Origin of the sequence: Bacillus nitratireducens (assembly GCF_036320425.1) — a bacterium.
In the GTDB taxonomy this organism is placed as follows: domain Bacteria; phylum Bacillota; class Bacilli; order Bacillales; family Bacillaceae_G; genus Bacillus_A; species Bacillus_A nitratireducens.
Map to the genome: position 1 here is coordinate 451136 of NZ_JAUMJO010000001.1, position 17530 is coordinate 468665.

The following is a 17530-nucleotide window of genomic DNA, read 5'->3' on the forward strand; positions in this document are numbered from 1 at the left end:
TTACTCTTTATTTACAAAACCCGATTGAATTGCTTCTGTCAATTCTCTTGCAATATGTATTTTTGTAGCGTCTACACAAACTTTTTTGTCCCAAACATGTACAGAAGGCCCTTCATTAGACAAATGCTTAATTAAGATGAATCGATTATATGCCATTTTACTTTCTATAGGAGTCGCAATATACACCGTAAAATTCTTTGCTGCAAATACCTTTTCTCCCAAAACATATTTACAACCTAACTCACCTATTACTAAATCATGTAGGTTTTCTATAGTCATATACCATATCCCCCTTTTAGCCTACATAATCAATCGAACCGCCGAATATTTGGTACAGACAATGCCATTCCAATTGTTATGAGTACTAAAATAGCTAGCATTATAATTGTTATCTTTCCACCTATTACAGTAGCTAACCAGCCTACAACCACATACCCTAATGGTAATAAAGCAAATGAACCTAACATATCAAGGCTTGCCACTCTTCCAAAAGCTTCTTCTGGTACAAGCTCTTGTAAACTTGTTTCCCAAATGAGCCCAAATATCATCATACCGAATCCTTCCATTGCCATTAAAGCTATTAAAGCAGGTGCCCAAGAAACGAAAGGCATAATTAATAGTGCTATTCCACTTATTAACACACCACCATATGCTAGTAATCCCCTCTTCCGCCACTGCTGTCTCCCACCAAAAATTAGTGCTGCAATTACAGCTCCAGCACCAGAAGAAGCCATACCCAATCCATATACGTAAGCTTCAAAATGATGATGAACATTAAACAACCATGGAATTAATACAACGATAATTCCTGCATAACAAATATTTATGAAAGAAAAGACTAAAATTGTAATCCATAGCCACGGATGACTTTTTAGAACAAGAATCCCTTCCATAAAATCTTTTTTGTAATTGACTTTATTTCTTTCAAATTTCTGTACTTTATTAAACTTTATTTCTCTTAAAAATAATAAACATAAAAATGATAGCAAATACGTTACTGCATCCAGTCCAAATCCTATTCCAGCAGATGCAACTGAAACGATTAATCCTCCAAGAGCCGGTCCAATTAGTCGTATACCTTGATTACTCATTTGCGTTAATGCATTAGCTGCATTTCGAATTTCCGGTACAAATACTTTTGCTCTTACAGCTGAATACGCCGGCTGAAATATACCTTCCATAAGTCCATATAATGCCACGAGTACATATAAAAGTGGAATTGTTAAAACGTCCATAAATATAAGTGTTGCAAATAACATCATTAATATGCAGCGGATTATATCTGTAAATAACATCAATTTCACCCGGTCAATTCGATCCACGACTAATCCAGCAAACGGTAACGCAAGAATATTAGGAAGCATGTACATTGCCATAGTCATTCCCATTACAACTGTTGAACCAGTTAATGAATATACAACGACTGGCAGAATAACCATCGTTACCGAACTACCTAAAGTCGAAAGTAATTGCCCAAGCCATAAAAACTTAAAGTGTGGTGACACTTTAACTGGCAATAACAATTTACCGACATAACCTAAATTCTTCTCTGTCGGTATTTCTCCTTGCATATCTCTCTCCTCCTTTCAAATCAAGTTAATATCTAGGGTTAAACACAGAAAATTCAAACTTCAATACTTTTAATTATATACGAAACTGTTAATCATCGGTAAAAATATAAAAAGAAAATCATAATGAATCAACAAATATTACGTGTTGAATACAAATAAAAAAGATGTTTTCATATATGAAAACACCTTTTTTATTTATAATTTTAAGTTCTTCTTCAATGTCCAATACTTTTCTTGAGCATTTTCAAATGAGAATTCTACCCAGCCATTTGGATCTTCACGATATACATTTACTTTTTTACCATTCTCTAATTTTCCAACTTCATTTTGTGTAACATTTGGTACACTCTTAATTGGATTGTTAAACGGGAATGGAACTTGATAGTAAGATCCTACTGATTGAACAGTAGCTTTCGCATCTTTCGCATAATCTTTATATGGAATTGCTTCACCTAATGCCTCTACATTTAATGTATTAGGGTTTTTCGGCAATCGGTTTACATTTTGATAATCTTTGTTATTGAAAGGCTTAATACGCTCCATAATATTGGCGATTTTGCCAGCCCATTCTTTGTCAGTTGAATACATTACATTCATCGCAGGTAATGTGTAACCGTTGAAATACTTAGCACCTTGTTCTAAGTAATTCTTTCTCACATAATCAGCATTGTATGAAATACTTAATCCATAAGATGGTAAGTATTTTGCATGTGCGAATGGGTCCCAATCATACGCTCGTAGTCCAAATAAATTATGTTTACGATATGCAATTTCTGATTTCCCGTATCCAGACTCTAAGATTGCATGTGCTGCTAAATATAAAGAGTTCACGCCATACTCGTTTTGCGCTTTAATAAAGTCTTGTCCAACTCCAACAAGCGGACTATCGGGATGATATCTTTTAATATAATTATCAATCTCTTGAGGTGTTACATTAGAAGGTAATGTTACATCTAAATCGATATATGATGCCATGGCATTATATAAAAATTGCGCATATTCTTCACGTGTTAAAACACTAGTTGGATTAAATGCACCTGCACCATTACCTGCAGCAACGCCGTTAGACTCTAATGCACTAATCGCATCATTTGCCCAATGATTTTTCGGAACATCATTAAATGTATGATTAGCTTTTACTTTTAGTTTAAAAGCTTTTTGTAAAATTACAGCCATTTCAGCACGAGTTAAAGATTCTTTCGGTCTAAATGTTCCTTTACCGTCACCTACGAAAATCCCCATATCTGTTAAAGCTAAAATTTCTTTTCGGAACATTGTTGTCCCTTCGCTAATATCAGAGTATGGATTTTTATACTCGCTTTTCGCTTCTGGTTTTAATGCACGATATATTAATGCGGCTACTTGCTCACGATTTACAATATCCCCAAATCCAAACTTACCATTATCATATCCTGCAATAATTTCTTTTGACGTTAAATTAGTAATTGCCTTATATGACCAATGACCTTTCGGAACGTCTGGAAATTCCTTTTCAGCTGCAAATGAAGTGGCTGGAGCCATCACTACTTGAAGTGCGACTGTCACTGCTAACACATTAGAAATAATTTTTTTCATATTTTTTAACACGTTATGTATATGCTTGTCCCGTGTTAACTTGCCTCCCTTTATAATAAAATTTTCCCTATTAAACTAACAAACTCTTAATTTAATTAGTCAACAGTAAAAGTATACGTGATAAAAATAAACTAATCTACCATTATTTTATTTATAATCAGCATAATACGATATATCTTTTTATTTCGATACAAAATTATATAAACACATATAAAAAGCCCATCTCTATATAGACGATGGGCTTAACAAACGATGTTTTTTATTTAGCTAAACGATACTTTGAAACATTGAAACCTTTCCACTCATAATAATCTAAAATACCAGCATAAACTGCCTCTGCAGCAATTTGTCTTCCTGATTCAGTAGCTAATTTGCCATTATCTATATTATTATCAATAAAGGCAAGCTCTGTTAAAACTGCTGGTACTGTATTTTTATTTACTACATAAAATGAATGATCATCTTTTATATCTCTATCTCTTGTATGTAGTGCCTCTACTACTCGCTTTTGAATTTTTTTCGCTAATACTTCGCTATCCTTTTCAATCTGTGTCTCTTCTCCACGCTTGGATTTTTTATAATAATATGTTTCCGTTCCATGACCATCATGATTTTCAGAAGAGTTTGCATGAATGCTTACAAATATATCTGCATTGTTCTCTTGACCAAATTTCACTCGATTCACAAGAGACTCATTCTTGTTACTTCCTGGATTTCCGTTCTCTTCACGTGTTAACAAAGCTTTTAAAGGTGTATTTTTTTCTAACAATTGCTGTAATCTTAAAGATATATCAAATACAATTTTACTTTCCTCTACACCTTGTCCTGGATTCCCTGGATCAAATCCTCCATGACCAGGATCAATAATAACTACCTTTTCTACTAAAGGGTTACCTATTTTAAGAGAATCTGCCTTTTTAATAAATTGAGCTGCCTCTGCTTTAGTTAGAATTTTTTCAGGCTCCCATTTATCACCAGTACCAACAGAAATCCCTAATTCAACTAGGATGTTAGCTTTTGCTTTACCCCAGCTTTTTTCTAAATCACTGAATTTAGTTGCTGGAGTACCATTTACTTTAGAATCTAATTTGTAAGCTTCTACAATAAGAGAGGCCATTGAAACCCGGTCAATTTTCCCAGTTGGATCAAATACGCCTGGGCCTTTCCCTTTAACAACACCAGCTTTTTCTACAGCTGCGATGTATGGGGTATACCATCCGTTTTGAGAGTCACCAAAAGATGGTTTAGCATCTTTATCGAATGGTAAGTTTAAGATTTTAGCCATCATTGTAGCTGCTTCTGCACGAGTAATCTCTTTTCCAGGCTCGAACATTCCTTTCTCGTTACCTGTAACTGCGCCTTTTTCTGCTAAGTAGTTAATAGAATCTTCTGCCCAGTGCCCTGCTTGGACATCTGGAAACGTTTTTATTTGTGCGAAACTACTAGGTGAATAAGATAATATACTAGCTGCGATTATTCCTGCTGCGATTATTCTATTTTTCATAGAATATATTCCCCTCTCAAGTACAATGTTTTTATATAACAGACTAATTATAGTTCTGAAAATTAGTAATAGTCAATTGTAATTTGTATAATTTTGTATTATTATTGTATTTTTTGTCATATATAACTATAGTTAAAAACTATAAGGTTTTATAAGAGGAGAGATTCGTATGAGCAACAATTGGAAAGATATAGAACACCGTATTTACACGATGTGTATGATCCAGCGAAATAATGAAGTTTTACTTATAAAACGCCCTGACCATCTAGGCTTCCCTGGTTACATCGCTCCTGGTGGTAAAGTAGATTTCCCAGAAAGTATCGTTCAAGCTGCTAAACGAGAAGTAAAAGAAGAAACTGGATTACTTGTTTCAAATTTAACTTTTAAGGGATTAGATGAATACGTAAATCCGAAAGAAAATGTTCGATATATGGTATTTAATTATTGGACAGATTCATTTGAAGGTGAACTCCTTTTGAATCCTCCTGAAGGCGAATTATTATGGGTACCAATCGATACAGCACTAAATCTTCCTATGCAAGATTGGTTTAAAGAAAGATTCCCATTATTTTTTGAAAAAAGTACGTTTGAAATTCAACGTGTTTGGGACCAAGACTTAGATAAACAAGTTGCTATGACAATTACCCATACATAAAAAAGCTTGGAATCTCTCCAAGCTTTTCTTACTTCTCTTCTATTTTCTTAATCTCATAATCAATTTCTAAAAACTTAACTCCGAATATCCACATTCGATGGTTAGCTGTTAATATTTGATCCTTGCCCTCTTTAATCATAAAAGTCTCTGCTAATGGTAAGCGTATTGTAAAGAAGCGAGTATGTAAGTATATCCCTTCATCTCCCTTACCATTTCTTCTCAGCTTACTAGTAATGATTAAATCATTACTCTTATTACATAATTTCAAAACTCCCGTCATATTCGAATATGGTAAAGGTAATCCAATATTCATATACGTCTCATTCTTATGTGTATGTTTTGAGTAAAGAGCTACAAAAATAGATTCTCCTGCTTCATTTTTTCTTAGCCAAGCCCTTACATTCTCTCTTCCATCCTTCTCATCTATTATCCCCATGATAGAACCATGCATCGTTTCCCACTTGCCGCCCATTCCTAAATGTATTTGTCCTACACGCTTACTCATTTTTGCATAACAAAATGCAACCGGGCGGAACCAACGAGTCCATTTAATATGCGATTGTAACTGATACTCTTTTGTATTTTCATAAAAACGAATAATACTTAAAGGAATCTTTATCGCGTCAAATGCCTCACTATGAAAATCATTCATTTTATCAACTAAACCTTTGTATTCCTTGCTATCTATTAAATTTCTGTTATGTAAAAATGCTTCACCAACTGTCGCGGTTCCTCTTAACCTGCTCATTGGTTTCCCATAATATTTATAATTCGGAGTACTCTTTTCAATCATCCAGCCAACAAATGCTGGTAACGCTACTCCAATTCCATTTACCACGCCGTGAATCCAGACCATTTGTGCAATTGTAATCGTCATTACATGTTTCAAATTCCCATATGAATATATAAGTGAAAACATAATTGTTACCATGAGTGTGCTAGAAGATATGATCAGGAGAATCTTTGCACTAATAGCATTAAATTTCGTGCGCCAAACATAAATCCCATAACTATAAATAGCGCATAAATATAGGAACACTGCAAAAAATTCAAATACCCTCGAGTACGTAATTCCTATTGCAACTGTCATAGGTGAAATGACGATGACAAACATAATAGCATCATATACTTTACTTCTCTTTTCTCTTTTCCTCCCAATTAAACCAGCTGATAACGGCAATAGAAATGCCGAATAATGAAAGTGTGCAGCTGTAAGCAAAACAATGTCGGAACTAAAGTGCATAATGGAAAGCTTTGCTACAGAAGCAAAAAACCAGAAACCACCTAAAAACAAATACATAAACGCACTATCGATAGCTGTCTCCTCTAACGGTTTCAATCCTCTTTCTAGCAATCTACTTATACCAAATAACGCAACAATTCCTGTATATACAAACCAAAGTAACGCAAATAAATAATGATTTGTTACGAAAGCTAGCATTGCACTGATTGCTGCGATTGGATATAAAAACGATACAAATTTATAAAATAATACATACGATCCATTTCTTTTTTTCTTGTCAATAATACAAAAAGACATCGGTATAAATAACAAAATAGATAACAATATAATTGCTTCAACAGGATTTACATTCGACCACTCGTATATTAGAAATATAATATAACAAGCAAGCCCAAATAGTATATTTTTCATCTCGTATATTTCCTTTCCACAAATGTCCCCTTATAGGAAAATAGTGAGCCAATTAACGGATTTCGTACTTGTACATGAATTCGAAAGCATTGTAGTGTTTCATCATAACTTTCTACAATTTTCGCCTCTCCGTATAAAAATCTAGGTAACGGTATTTTTCTTCCAAACATAAAAAACCATTGTTTCTTTGAAGAAATATGCATCCCGCCCTTTTCATCAATATAAAAATTCAATGTAGAAACGAGTAAATGTGGCTCACCAAAATAATCTACAATTTCATTATTCTCTTCATCCAGCTGCATAACAGCGTTAAAATATCTTTTCTTATTATGAAAATAAAAAGTACGATTCCACCGTACAAATTCTTTCCCCTGTTCATCTCGCTCAGCGGTATTATGTATCGTAAATGGCACCTTCTTTCCTCGCTCAGAGAAAAACATTCGAAACTTCGATGCAATTTTCAAAATTAATTTAACGAAAAAAGAGCCACCGTAAATTTCATCCATTTCCCCTTCTCCTGTAAAACTATTCTCTTCTGTAATCGCATATCGCTTCTGTAATTTTGGATGAAGATTTTTATAGGTATCTCCTAATAATCTCTCATAAATATTAACCATACATTTATCCCTTTCTCTTCCTCTTGCAATTTTTTGCGCTTGGCAAATTAGTGCAATTCATATAACCGACAATCGATAACCCTATTAAAAGAAGGTTTAATGTAATTGGATTAAATGGTTGCGTAAAACTAGCGATATTCGTCGATCCTGCCGCTAATGTTAAAACTATCAACAATATAATATGCAATATAAATAGTTTTCGCTTTTGAAGTGGCAATAGCCACATAACACCCCATATTATTTCTAAAAATCCAACTATTTTAAGTATAAAAATACTACTTTCATTCGATCCGATTAGTGCAGAAAGCATCTTTACTTCTTCTGAATGAGTAAACATCAATTTTGGTACAATCCCTTGATATAACCATACGAAGGCAAATAGAAAGCAAACGAGCCAATACGTCATTGTTCTTCTAATTAGCAACTTAGGATGAAGTCCCTTTTCTAACCATAATTTTAAAGCATCAAAACTCCATGCTGTCGCCCAACCTAATAAGGGTCGAAAAACATATGGATCTATCATATTTCCTATACGACCAAACCTTGTATCATAATCATATTGCGTCTCAAAATAAATATGTTCTTTACGCGGTGTATACTTCCAATAACCACGCCCCATTTGAATAAGTGATAATTTATTATCTGTCCAAAATTTTAAAGAAGAAATCCGTTCACCCGTTTCTTTTCTTATTTCTCCTATCGATTCCCCTTCACCAGCTATTTCAAGTCCAAATCCAATTTTAGTTTTATATAAAAACTTCTGCGGTTCTCCTTCTTTTTTCTCTAAATACGAAATTTCAGTAAAGCGAGCATCCCATTCTGTGTGTATATCTGGTTCCTGTGTATATCCCCATAATTTTTCCATTGTTGTGTTCATTTCTGCTGAAACATAAATAGGCTTTTTCCCCTTCATTCTTCCACCTCCTATGCACTATAAATTTAATGTACATGCTATGAATTTATTTTGCTACACTTTTCACAAACTACCCCCCAAAAAAGATGGAATTTTTAAAAAATATATAAAACACTTGATTCCCTGAAAAATTTAAATTATTATAAAACAAATGTTACCAACAACTTCATAAATCAAACACTCTCGCCTAAAACGTGAGATAGAGGTTGCAACGCTTATAAGTATTCTAAAGGAGACACAGAGATGTCTATGAATTTAGAAGAAAGGAAGTGTTGCCGAAATTGATAAATTTCTCTGCATTTATCGATTGGGGCTGTTTTCGAATAGAAACAGAACTGTCATATGTACAGACATGTACGTGTGAAGAGCTATCTACAAAAAAGAGATATCATTTTTTATGATATTCCTTTTTTGGCGGTTTTTTTATTAGCTCCGTTTTCTGTTTCCCTTTTCCTGTAACAGCACCATCCTCACTTATTTGAGATGGTGTTTTTTGTTTTTCTCTCTGGTAACTACAGGAATATTGGGATTTGTATATGTCCTAACCTATTCTTAAAAATGGACGAAAGAAGGAATTCGTAATGGAAACGATTGTACAAAAGTTTGGCGGTACTTCTGTTGGAAGCGTCGAACGCATTCAACATGTAGCAAATTTAATTATTGAAGAATATGAACGAGGACATAGCATTGTCTCTGTCGTTTCAGCAATGGGAAAAAGTACAGATGAACTTGTCGCACTTGCTAACGCTATTACTGAAAATCCAAGTAAACGTGAAATGGATATGCTCCTATCTACAGGAGAACAAGTAACCATTTCATTATTAACAATGGCACTACAAACAAAAGGTTATAACGCAATTTCATTAACAGGGTGGCAAGCTGGTATTACGACAGAATCTGTACATAGTAGTGCACGGATTACTGACATTCATACAGATCGAATTCAGTCTTATCTTACTGAAGGTACGATTGTTATTGTAGCTGGCTTCCAAGGAGTTAGTGAAAAGCATGAAATTACAACGCTTGGACGCGGTGGTTCTGATACGACTGCTGTTGCATTAGCAGCGGCATTAAAAGCAAAAAAATGTGATATTTATACGGATGTAACCGGCGTATATACGACTGATCCACGCGTTGTACAAGATGCTTATAAATTAGATGAAATTTCTTATGACGAAATGTTAGAGCTTGCCAATCTCGGTGCTGGCGTGTTACACCCACGCGCTGTTGAATTTGCTAAAAATCATAATGTAGTTTTAGAAGTACGATCAAGTATGGAACAAGAAAACGGAACAATTGTAAGGGGAGAATGTAACATGGAACAACAATCAATCGTTAAAGGTATTGCATTTGAGGATAATATTACACGCGTCACAATTAAAGGATTAGAACAAGGTGCACTTTCAACAGTTTTCTCTACATTAGCAGCGGCACATATTAATGTAGATATTATTATTCAAAGTATTACAAATGAAGGAACTGTTCACCTCTCTTTCTCAATCCATTCTAATGATTTAAGAGAAACATTAGAAGTATTGGAACAAAATCAAGAAGCACTTCACTATGAATCTGTAGAATATGAAAACCATTTAGCAAAAGTATCAATTGTAGGATCAGGTATGGTATCTAACCCAGGTGTCGCTGCGAATATGTTTACTACTTTAAAAGAAGGCGGTATTCATATTAAAATGGTAAGTACATCGGAAATTAAAGTATCAGTTGTAATTGACCGTATTCACTTAGTAGATGGTGTTGAAGCACTACATCAATCATTTATGGCGAAAATTGAGCCTTTAGTGCAAATGAGCTAATTTCCACCGGTAAAACTTACAATAAATTATATGAATCTATTTCCTACCTATATAAATAGAAAGCTGTTTGCATTGTATAGAGTGACAAGAAAGTTATTTACGTTAAAATAAAGTCGTTTACAACAATCGGGCCATTTAATGGCGTACAGGATAGGAATATTTTGTGGGGAAGTCGAAGTTATTTTATCGAATAGCAACTACAGTATCAAGTTCTTGAAACCACTTGAACATGATAGCATTCACGAAATAAAGTTCGCGCACATTTCAATAGTAGATGTTTTACGAAGTGTTGTTCGTTAACAAGATGGTATATACTATACCCGAAAACACCTTGTCACTTTTTCCTACACTGTGACAAGGTATTTTTGCTTAGAAGGAATTTGTAACTTTTTAATAGTATAATTATGAGGATGATCAATTAATATATTTTTACACATAAGGAGATAAAGACAATGACAAAAAACAAATTACTAAGAATGGACAATGTCAGCATCGTTGTAGAATCCCTTGATGACGCAATATCTTTCTTCGAGGAGATTGGCTTGAACCTCGAAGGGCGAGCCACTGTCGAAGGTGAATGGGCTGGTCGCGTAACAGGACTCGGTTCTCAGTGCGTAGAGATTGCTATGATGGTTACACCAGATGGCCACAGTCGAATTGAACTTTCGCGATTCCTCACCCCACCTACTATAGCAGATCATCGGACAGCTCCTGTAAACGCCCTCGGTTATCTGCGCGTCATGTTCACCGTTGAAGACATTGACGAAATGGTATCCAGACTTACTAAGCATGGTGCTCAGCTCGTTGGCGAAGTAGTTCAGTACGAGGACTCGTATCGACTCTGCTACATTCGTGGAACCGAAGGAATTTTAATCGGTTTAGCGGAAGAACTCGGTAACAAATAAGTAAGTAATGTTTTATCAAAAGTCTTTACTGAAATATACAGTACTGAAGTAAAAATATTTGAAGAAAATTCTTATTCAATAAAACTTAGATTTTCAACCCCGTCCTAACTTTAGAACGGGGGTTATGCTTGTTTGGGCTTTTAAAATTAAATAACTTTATTATCATTTTACACATAGATTTCAAGACTCTATACAAACAGCTTTTTAACATATTCTTTACATCTAAAAATCATTATAAAACAATCGAGTTATTTACAATACCCTTTCCCAGGAAATATAACGGCCTCTTCTCACTTCTTATCATATATATTTTTCCCTTTAAATAACGAGCGAAATTCATTCAAAATAACTTTCTTCACGTCAGAATAAAAGACCATCATGAAAAGTGCAATTCCTAATAAAATCTCTTGAATTCCTTCATAATCAATGAAAGCACTCATAATTAGCAAACCAAACCCAATATAAAAACCAAACTCATTCTCTTTCTCAAAATCCTCATCTTCATCAATATGTATTTTCTCTTTTAAATTTCGGTTCCCTTTTATTAACTCATCGAGCGTAACATTATACATTTCGCTCAATAAAATTAAATTTTCAATATCAGGGCAACTTTTATCATTTTCCCACTTACCCCGCTTTAACAGGCAGTAAATCTCATCAAAGCTTTTAAGCACAATCAAGGCAGCCAGATTCGATTAACTGCCTATAAAAGTCCGATTGGTTCAACTAATAATCAGTAGGATAAATCGCCCACTGATTAAAGTTTCACTTTATACACTGCTTGCCTCGTTATACCAATCTTTTTAGCAACATCTTCTTGTGAATACCCTTTTGATTCTCTTAATTTTTTAAGTTGTTGTCCTAAACTCATAACGTCCCCTCCTTTAACAAATTATTACATAATAGGAGATAAAAAAGAAAGAAACTATTGGTAAAATTCAATGTAAACCATTCGTTTACACAATGAAAAAGAGAGAATAACTCTTTGAGTTATCCTCTCTCTTCTATTAAAACAGATGAATGTTTTCTTTCTTGCAAGCTTCACGTAAATCGTCAGGCCATACAGAAGATTGAACTTCACCGATATGTGCTTTACGTAAGAAGTACATACACATTCTTGATTGGCCGATACCACCACCAATTGTTAATGGTAGTACATCTTCTAAAATACCTTTATGGAAATCATACTCTCGTTTGAAGTCTTCTCCCGTTTTCGTTAACTGCTCATCAAGTGATTTACTATCAACACGAATTCCCATTGATGATAATTCGAATGAAGCTTGTAGTACTGGGTGCCAGAATAAAATGTCACCGTTTAATTTCCAATCATCATAATCGGATGCGCGTCCATCGTGCTTTTCACCTGAACGGAGTGCATCTCCAATTCCAATAATAAAGACTGCACCATGTTCTTTCGCAATTGCATGTTCGCGATCTTTCGGTGTTAATTCTGGATATTTATCTTCTAGTTCTTGAGAAGTAACGAAAACAATTTCTTCTGGTAAATACTTTCCAAGGAACGGATACTTTTCAAATAAGTGATCTTCCAATTCTTTGAATATTCCATAAATTGTTTGTACTGTTTTTTGTAAGTAATCGAAAGTACGCCATTCTTTTTGAACAATTTTTTCCCAATCCCATTGGTCAACATAAATGGAATGCGTTGCATCAAGTTCTTCATCACGACGAATCGCGTTCATGTTAGTATATAAACCTTCACCAGCTTCATATCCGTATTCATGTAATGCGAATCTTTTCCACTTCGCTAGTGAATGAACAATTTCTAATTCTTCTCCTGAATGTAACATATCAAATTCAATTGGACGTTCTACACCGTTTAAGTGATCGTTTAATCCTGATTTTTTCGTTACGAATAATGGTGCAGATACGCGGAATAATTCAAGGCGTTTTGCTAATTGATCCTCGAAAAATGTTTTAACTTCCTTAATTGCGATTTGAGTCTCTCTTACTGTCATTAATGATTGATACATGGTGGTTTCCTCCTAAAATGTTTGGATGTTGTGAAAAGAAGCCAACAAAAAAAGCCCTTCTTCCCCAAAAAACTGGGACGAAAGGCTTTGGTTCCGCGGTACCACCCAAATTAGCAACAGAGGTTGCTCACTTATACAGTACGGAGATGAAAAAATCTCGATACTGTTCTTCTTGTAACGGCGAAGTTCCCGGCTAAGTCTACTTTCCTATAAAGGATTTTGGTTAGCGACTCCAGGAGGTTCTTCATAATAGGCTTCGTATCAGGCTCACACCGTCCCTGACTCGCTTAAACTACGTCCTACTACTACTCGTCCTTTCATAGTCGTTTTGTTGTCACATCTCTGAAACATTTTATTAATGATTATTCTATACAAAAAATAGAGAAAGTCAACAAAAAGTTTCCAAATATTTTTCAATTCTTTATTTTACGTCTTTACCGACTGTTCTTAATATAACATTTTTATTTCCTTTGTCTCTTCAATCCAAAAAATGTTTCACTAATTGAAACTAACATATATACCACAAGTAATGTGATTGTTCGAAATATGGAATCCGCAGTATTTCTTATTATTTTCATTTTCTTTATAATTCCTTTCAGTTTACTCGCAATTTCATGGTATACTATAGCATTCAAGCAGTTTGTTTTTACTTAAAGCAAGCATAGTCATTTATCGATAGTATTTTTCTAAAACATTGGCTATTATCAAATAAGATTTTTTATATAACGGAGTGATCATATGAGTAAAACGAAAGCAAAACCGAAAAAAGGTGTAGGACAAGGTACAGGAAGTAAAGGATGGAACCGTTGGCAATCAAGTGCAAAGAAAAAGGCAGCTGCAAAGCCATACAAAAGTAAAGGTACAAAGAAGTAAAATAAATAGTGTCTTATCCCGCATTAACGGGCAGTAGGACTTCCACTAATTAAAGTTTCACTTTATCTCTTTACTTTGTACAAAACAAAATATAATTATTACAACAAAAAAGCTATGCTTTCATCTCTATGAAAGCATAGCTTTTTCCATATTAAATCATAAGAATATCGCGGATTTCTTCCTCCGTAATAGAAGATAACTTCTCTTCTCCCGGTTCGATAATTTCAGCGATTAAATTTTTCTTACTCTCTTGTAACTCGTGCATTTTTTCTTCAATTGTTCCATGTGCTACTAACTTAATCACTTGCACTGTATTTTTTTGTCCCATTCGATACGCTCTATCCGCTGCTTGTTGTTCAACAGCTGGATTCCACCATAAGTCGTACAATATAACTGTATCTGCACCTGTTAAATTTAGTCCTGTGCCACCAGCTTTTAACGAAATAAGAAATAGATCCCCTTCTCCTTCGTTAAATCGATTGCATAGCTCTACACGTTCTTGCGCTGGTGTACTCCCGTCTAAATAAAAGTATGGAACTGCTTGACGATTTAATTCACGTCCAATTATCGAAAGCATCTTCGTAAATTGGGAAAAGATAAGAATTCTCTTCCCTGTACTTCTGCATTCCTCCAAAATTTCTAGAAGCTGATCGAATTTAGCTGAACTCCCTTTATAGTCATCAACAAACAATGCAGGATGACAACAAATTTGCCGAAGCCTCGTTAAACCAGCTAAAACTCGAATTTTATTTTTACGTAACGTATCTTTATCCAAATGTTTTAACGTTTCTTCTCTTAACTTCGCTAAATAAGCTGCGTAAAGCCTCTTTTGATCTGGTAAAAGTTCTGATGATTGTATGTGCTCAATTTTTTCTGGTAGCTCCTGTAATACATCTTCCTTTAACCTTCTTAACACGAAAGGTTTTACCCGCTTCGCAATATCTTCACGTCTTAAATCACCGAACTCTTTTCTTCCTGGTAATAATTCTGGGAAGACGACGTGGAAGATAGACCATAGCTCTTCTAATGAATTTTCTACAGGTGTGCCTGTTAATCCAAAACGATACTCAGCTTGAATCGTTTTCACTGCTCTTGCCGTTTGCGTTGTAGGGTTTTTAAACGCTTGTGCTTCATCAAGAAATAACGTATGGAATGGTATTGCATATAACCTTATATCTCTTCTTAGTAAAGGGTATGACGTAATGACAACATCAAATTTCGTTATATCTTTTACAATTTTCCGGCGCTCTTCTTGATTTCCATCGGCAATAACCGCTCTAATATGTGGAGCAAATTTTTTCAACTCGCTAAGCCAGTTGTAAACAAGGGACGATGGAGAAACAACTAATATAGGCAGTTTCTTCTCTCGAATTTCCGGCAAAACAGAATCTATAAAAGCAATGCTTTGCAACGTTTTTCCTAGTCCCATATCGTCTGCTAAAATACCCCCAAAACGGTAATGTGCGAGTGTTTTCATCCACTGAAATCCGTATACTTGATAATCTCTCATTTCTGCATTTAACGTATTTGGCACAGCAAACTTTAATTTTTTCGGATTTTGAATATTTTCTACTAACTCTTGAACAGACTCATCTAAACTTAAAACATTTCCTTCTTGTAGTGAATTCATCCATTTCACACTACGAATAAGAGGGACGTCTATTTCTTCTCCCTTTAAAAACTCTTTTCGAATACTAGACTCTTTTATAAATTGATTAATGTCATTAAACTCTTTACTCTCAAGTGATAGTAGGGAACCACTTGCTAAACGATAATATTTTCGCTTCTCCTCAAGAGCAACTAATACACCTTTAATTTCTGCCTCTGGAATACCTTTTATATCAAAGCGGAATGATAACCAATCAATTCTCTCTTTCCTTCTAACCCTTATAAGAGGAGCGGTGTCTCCTTTATGAATACGTAATTTGATTGCTGTCGTCGCATAAATATCAACTAAACCTTTTAACGTTGGAACAACATGATATAAAAAATTATACTCAGCTTCTTCATTATGCATAAAATAACCGCCTTCCGTTTTCGCAAAGGCACTTTCACGCATAATGTCTAAAATCTCTTTTTCCTTTTTCTCATCACGATTAAAAACAGACGGCTGTCCATCCTCTTCTAACGGATTGATCAGGACGTTTCCATAGTGAAATTCAAGACCTGCTAATAAGCGGTTTTTCACTCGATCTAAATATAATTTCGCTTTTAATACGGGTGTTTCAACACGATCTGATACTACCTCATCTATTCGCACAGTTCCTAGCTTCATTAACCCTGGTACAACTTTTGCTACAAAGTGCTCCATCTTATCTGCTGGAATATACAATTGGTTACTACTAGAACGATTCATCATTTTTTGTAATTCGATAAGCCTCTTGCAATCCTCAGCGTTCAACTGATACAGTTTCCCTCCAAATAGAGCATAACTATACGTATCCATTACGTCTACTTGTTGTAAGCCGTCAATATAAAGTGTAAACCCACCGTTACTTCCTTTATTAAACTCAAAATGTAAAGGAAGTAGTCCTTTTGAAATTTGTAAACCGTGAAAAGATTGTCCATCTTGATTAAGTCTGACAAACTCAGCTTTAGAAAGGAAAGAAAGCATATCCATCCACGAAGCTGGCGGTATTAAAATCATGCTATCATCTTGTTTTGCATGTACTTCGAGTGTATCTTCATACATTTTTTCGTTATGATACATTTTAATAAGTTGCTGAATAATCGCATCCGTTTCTTGCCTAAAGCTATGTACATCTGGTGTGTATGTAAATTCATTGGAACAATTAAAAGGTTCTCTTTTCTCCACATTAGAAAGAAATTCTCTAATATGATTTACGAAATACGTTTTGGCAAGTTTCAACTGAATTCCTAGAAGTGCCCCGCCCTTTTTCGTAACTACTGGTGTACAAATAAATTCAACATGAAGTAATTCACGTGTATCAAAGCGGTGTTGTTTACTTTTTGGCCGCAGTGGTTTGTCTGCAAACAACTGAAACATCCCGCTTGTTAATTGTTCATTTCCGCTACTAATAGGCACCATTCCACCGGTTTGCTGATTATAATTTATTTGTATCAATACTGCCGCAACATGTTGACAGTATGTTTGAAAAGACGCTAACGAAGGACAACTACATTTCGCAACAACATCACCTTTTTTAGCTTTTTCTACTGTAACATGAAAATCTTCGTTCCCTTTTACCGTCGCCTCGCAAATTTCTTTATTTTCATCATAATGATTTATTATTACTTTATTTGATTTATAATAAGCTTCGCCTCTTTTATATGAGGTCTCTCCGCATACTTCTTTAATAATCGATTTGTTTAATACAAAACTCATTTTTTGACACTTCCTTAATTTAAAACCAGTTTCTCTTAACTAACATTTTACATGCTCTACGAGAAAATATAAAATGTAGATTTAATAAAAAAAGATGCTCGTATATAAGCATCTT

Annotated in this window: 14 protein-coding genes, 1 pseudogene, 1 riboswitch and 1 other annotated feature; of the genes and pseudogenes, 4 read left to right on the plus strand and 11 right to left on the minus strand. The window is 34.6% G+C overall.

The window, feature by feature from the left end; genetic code table 11:
* The 4 genes from Q3V31_RS02370 to Q3V31_RS02385 form a co-directional block, all read right to left on the minus strand.
* Positions 1 to 279, minus strand: a complete 279-nt coding sequence (locus Q3V31_RS02370) for a hypothetical protein (RefSeq protein WP_016129112.1) — start codon at positions 277 to 279, stop codon at positions 1 to 3.
* 29 nt (positions 280 to 308) lie between these two features.
* Positions 309 to 1571, minus strand: a complete 1263-nt coding sequence (locus tag Q3V31_RS02375; protein ID WP_001161148.1) for an MFS transporter — start codon at positions 1569 to 1571, stop codon at positions 309 to 311.
* A gap of 195 nt (positions 1572 to 1766) precedes the next feature.
* A complete protein-coding gene (locus Q3V31_RS02380) occupies positions 1767 to 3146 on the minus strand; it encodes an S-layer homology domain-containing protein (RefSeq protein WP_016129111.1) in 1380 nt (459 codons plus the stop codon).
* A gap of 259 nt (positions 3147 to 3405) precedes the next feature.
* Positions 3406 to 4650: an N-acetylmuramoyl-L-alanine amidase gene (locus Q3V31_RS02385; protein ID WP_097871806.1), complete on the minus strand. Its 1245-nt coding sequence runs from the start codon at positions 4648 to 4650 to the stop codon at positions 3406 to 3408.
* Between the two features lie 169 nt (positions 4651 to 4819).
* Here Q3V31_RS02385 and Q3V31_RS02390 point away from each other — a divergent pair, with 169 nt between their 5' ends.
* Positions 4820 to 5305: an 8-oxo-dGTP diphosphatase gene (locus Q3V31_RS02390; RefSeq protein ID WP_016129109.1), complete on the plus strand. Its 486-nt coding sequence runs from the start codon at positions 4820 to 4822 to the stop codon at positions 5303 to 5305.
* 28 nt (positions 5306 to 5333) lie between these two features.
* On the opposite strand, the gene Q3V31_RS02395 is transcribed toward Q3V31_RS02390, so the two are convergent.
* From Q3V31_RS02395 to Q3V31_RS02405, 3 genes are read right to left on the minus strand one after another with little or no spacing between them, the layout of a single operon-like run.
* Entirely contained in the window at positions 5334 to 6959 is a 1626-nt protein-coding gene (locus tag Q3V31_RS02395) for a YndJ family protein (RefSeq protein WP_016129108.1), read from the minus strand.
* Positions 6956 to 7576: a DUF4166 domain-containing protein gene (locus tag Q3V31_RS02400; RefSeq protein WP_000247280.1), complete on the minus strand. Its 621-nt coding sequence runs from the start codon at positions 7574 to 7576 to the stop codon at positions 6956 to 6958. Before Q3V31_RS02400 ends, Q3V31_RS02395 begins: the two co-directional genes overlap by 4 nt.
* 4 nt (positions 7577 to 7580) lie before the next feature.
* Entirely contained in the window at positions 7581 to 8489 is a 909-nt protein-coding gene (locus Q3V31_RS02405) for a DoxX-like family protein (RefSeq protein ID WP_329761909.1), read from the minus strand.
* Positions 8490 to 8681: 192 nt separating this feature from the next.
* Positions 8682 to 8868, plus strand: a riboswitch (Lysine riboswitch).
* A gap of 202 nt (positions 8869 to 9070) precedes the next feature.
* Between Q3V31_RS02405 and Q3V31_RS02410 the strand changes: the two genes are divergently transcribed.
* Both Q3V31_RS02410 and Q3V31_RS02415 read left to right on the plus strand, forming a co-directional pair.
* The gene (locus tag Q3V31_RS02410; RefSeq protein ID WP_000448058.1) at positions 9071 to 10300 is read left to right on the plus strand and encodes an aspartate kinase; all 1230 of its coding nucleotides are present in this window, start codon (positions 9071 to 9073) and stop codon (positions 10298 to 10300) included.
* A 452-nt stretch (positions 10301 to 10752) separates the two neighbouring features.
* Positions 10753 to 11205: a VOC family protein gene (locus Q3V31_RS02415; RefSeq protein ID WP_016129107.1), complete on the plus strand. Its 453-nt coding sequence runs from the start codon at positions 10753 to 10755 to the stop codon at positions 11203 to 11205.
* A 290-nt stretch (positions 11206 to 11495) separates the two neighbouring features.
* Here Q3V31_RS02415 and Q3V31_RS02420 read toward each other — a convergent pair.
* The 3 genes and pseudogenes from Q3V31_RS02420 to asnA form a co-directional block, all read right to left on the minus strand.
* Positions 11496 to 11834, minus strand: a pseudogene (locus Q3V31_RS02420) (helix-turn-helix domain-containing protein); the annotation flags it as partial.
* Positions 11835 to 11962: 128 nt separating this feature from the next.
* Positions 11963 to 12076: a helix-turn-helix transcriptional regulator gene (locus Q3V31_RS02425; protein ID WP_000052040.1), complete on the minus strand. Its 114-nt coding sequence runs from the start codon at positions 12074 to 12076 to the stop codon at positions 11963 to 11965.
* A gap of 136 nt (positions 12077 to 12212) precedes the next feature.
* Positions 12213 to 13196, minus strand: a complete 984-nt coding sequence (gene asnA / locus Q3V31_RS02430) for an aspartate--ammonia ligase (RefSeq protein WP_000284895.1) — start codon at positions 13194 to 13196, stop codon at positions 12213 to 12215.
* Positions 13197 to 13266: 70 nt separating this feature from the next.
* Positions 13267 to 13526 (minus strand) — a binding site (T-box leader).
* Positions 13527 to 13934: 408 nt separating this feature from the next.
* Between asnA and Q3V31_RS02435 the strand changes: the two genes are divergently transcribed.
* Positions 13935 to 14069: a DUF3934 domain-containing protein gene (locus Q3V31_RS02435; protein ID WP_000047588.1), complete on the plus strand. Its 135-nt coding sequence runs from the start codon at positions 13935 to 13937 to the stop codon at positions 14067 to 14069.
* A 151-nt stretch (positions 14070 to 14220) separates the two neighbouring features.
* Here the strand turns inward: Q3V31_RS02435 and Q3V31_RS02440 are convergent, their stop codons facing one another.
* The gene (locus Q3V31_RS02440) at positions 14221 to 17415 is read right to left on the minus strand and encodes a DEAD/DEAH box helicase (RefSeq protein ID WP_097871802.1); all 3195 of its coding nucleotides are present in this window, start codon (positions 17413 to 17415) and stop codon (positions 14221 to 14223) included.
* Positions 17416 to 17530: the final 115 nt, after the last annotated feature.

Coding starts and splice junctions, on each gene's coding strand:
- Q3V31_RS02375 (WP_001161148.1), bottom strand. CDS start 1,571: ATGCAAGGAGAAATACCGACAGAGAAGAATTTAGGTTATGTCGGTAAA.
- Q3V31_RS02440 (WP_097871802.1), bottom strand. CDS start 17,415: ATGAGTTTTGTATTAAACAAATCGATTATTAAAGAAGTATGCGGAGAG.
- Q3V31_RS02390 (WP_016129109.1), top strand. CDS start 4,820: ATGAGCAACAATTGGAAAGATATAGAACACCGTATTTACACGATGTGT.
- asnA (WP_000284895.1), bottom strand. CDS start 13,196: ATGTATCAATCATTAATGACAGTAAGAGAGACTCAAATCGCAATTAAG.
- Q3V31_RS02415 (WP_016129107.1), top strand. CDS start 10,753: ATGACAAAAAACAAATTACTAAGAATGGACAATGTCAGCATCGTTGTA.
- Q3V31_RS02395 (WP_016129108.1), bottom strand. CDS start 6,959: ATGAAAAATATACTATTTGGGCTTGCTTGTTATATTATATTTCTAATA.
- Q3V31_RS02370 (WP_016129112.1), bottom strand. CDS start 279: ATGACTATAGAAAACCTACATGATTTAGTAATAGGTGAGTTAGGTTGT.
- Q3V31_RS02400 (WP_000247280.1), bottom strand. CDS start 7,576: ATGGTTAATATTTATGAGAGATTATTAGGAGATACCTATAAAAATCTT.
- Q3V31_RS02380 (WP_016129111.1), bottom strand. CDS start 3,146: ATGAAAAAAATTATTTCTAATGTGTTAGCAGTGACAGTCGCACTTCAA.
- Q3V31_RS02405 (WP_329761909.1), bottom strand. CDS start 8,489: ATGAAGGGGAAAAAGCCTATTTATGTTTCAGCAGAAATGAACACAACA.
- Q3V31_RS02425 (WP_000052040.1), bottom strand. CDS start 12,076: ATGAGTTTAGGACAACAACTTAAAAAATTAAGAGAATCAAAAGGGTAT.
- Q3V31_RS02435 (WP_000047588.1), top strand. CDS start 13,935: ATGAGTAAAACGAAAGCAAAACCGAAAAAAGGTGTAGGACAAGGTACA.
- Q3V31_RS02410 (WP_000448058.1), top strand. CDS start 9,071: ATGGAAACGATTGTACAAAAGTTTGGCGGTACTTCTGTTGGAAGCGTC.
- Q3V31_RS02385 (WP_097871806.1), bottom strand. CDS start 4,650: ATGAAAAATAGAATAATCGCAGCAGGAATAATCGCAGCTAGTATATTA.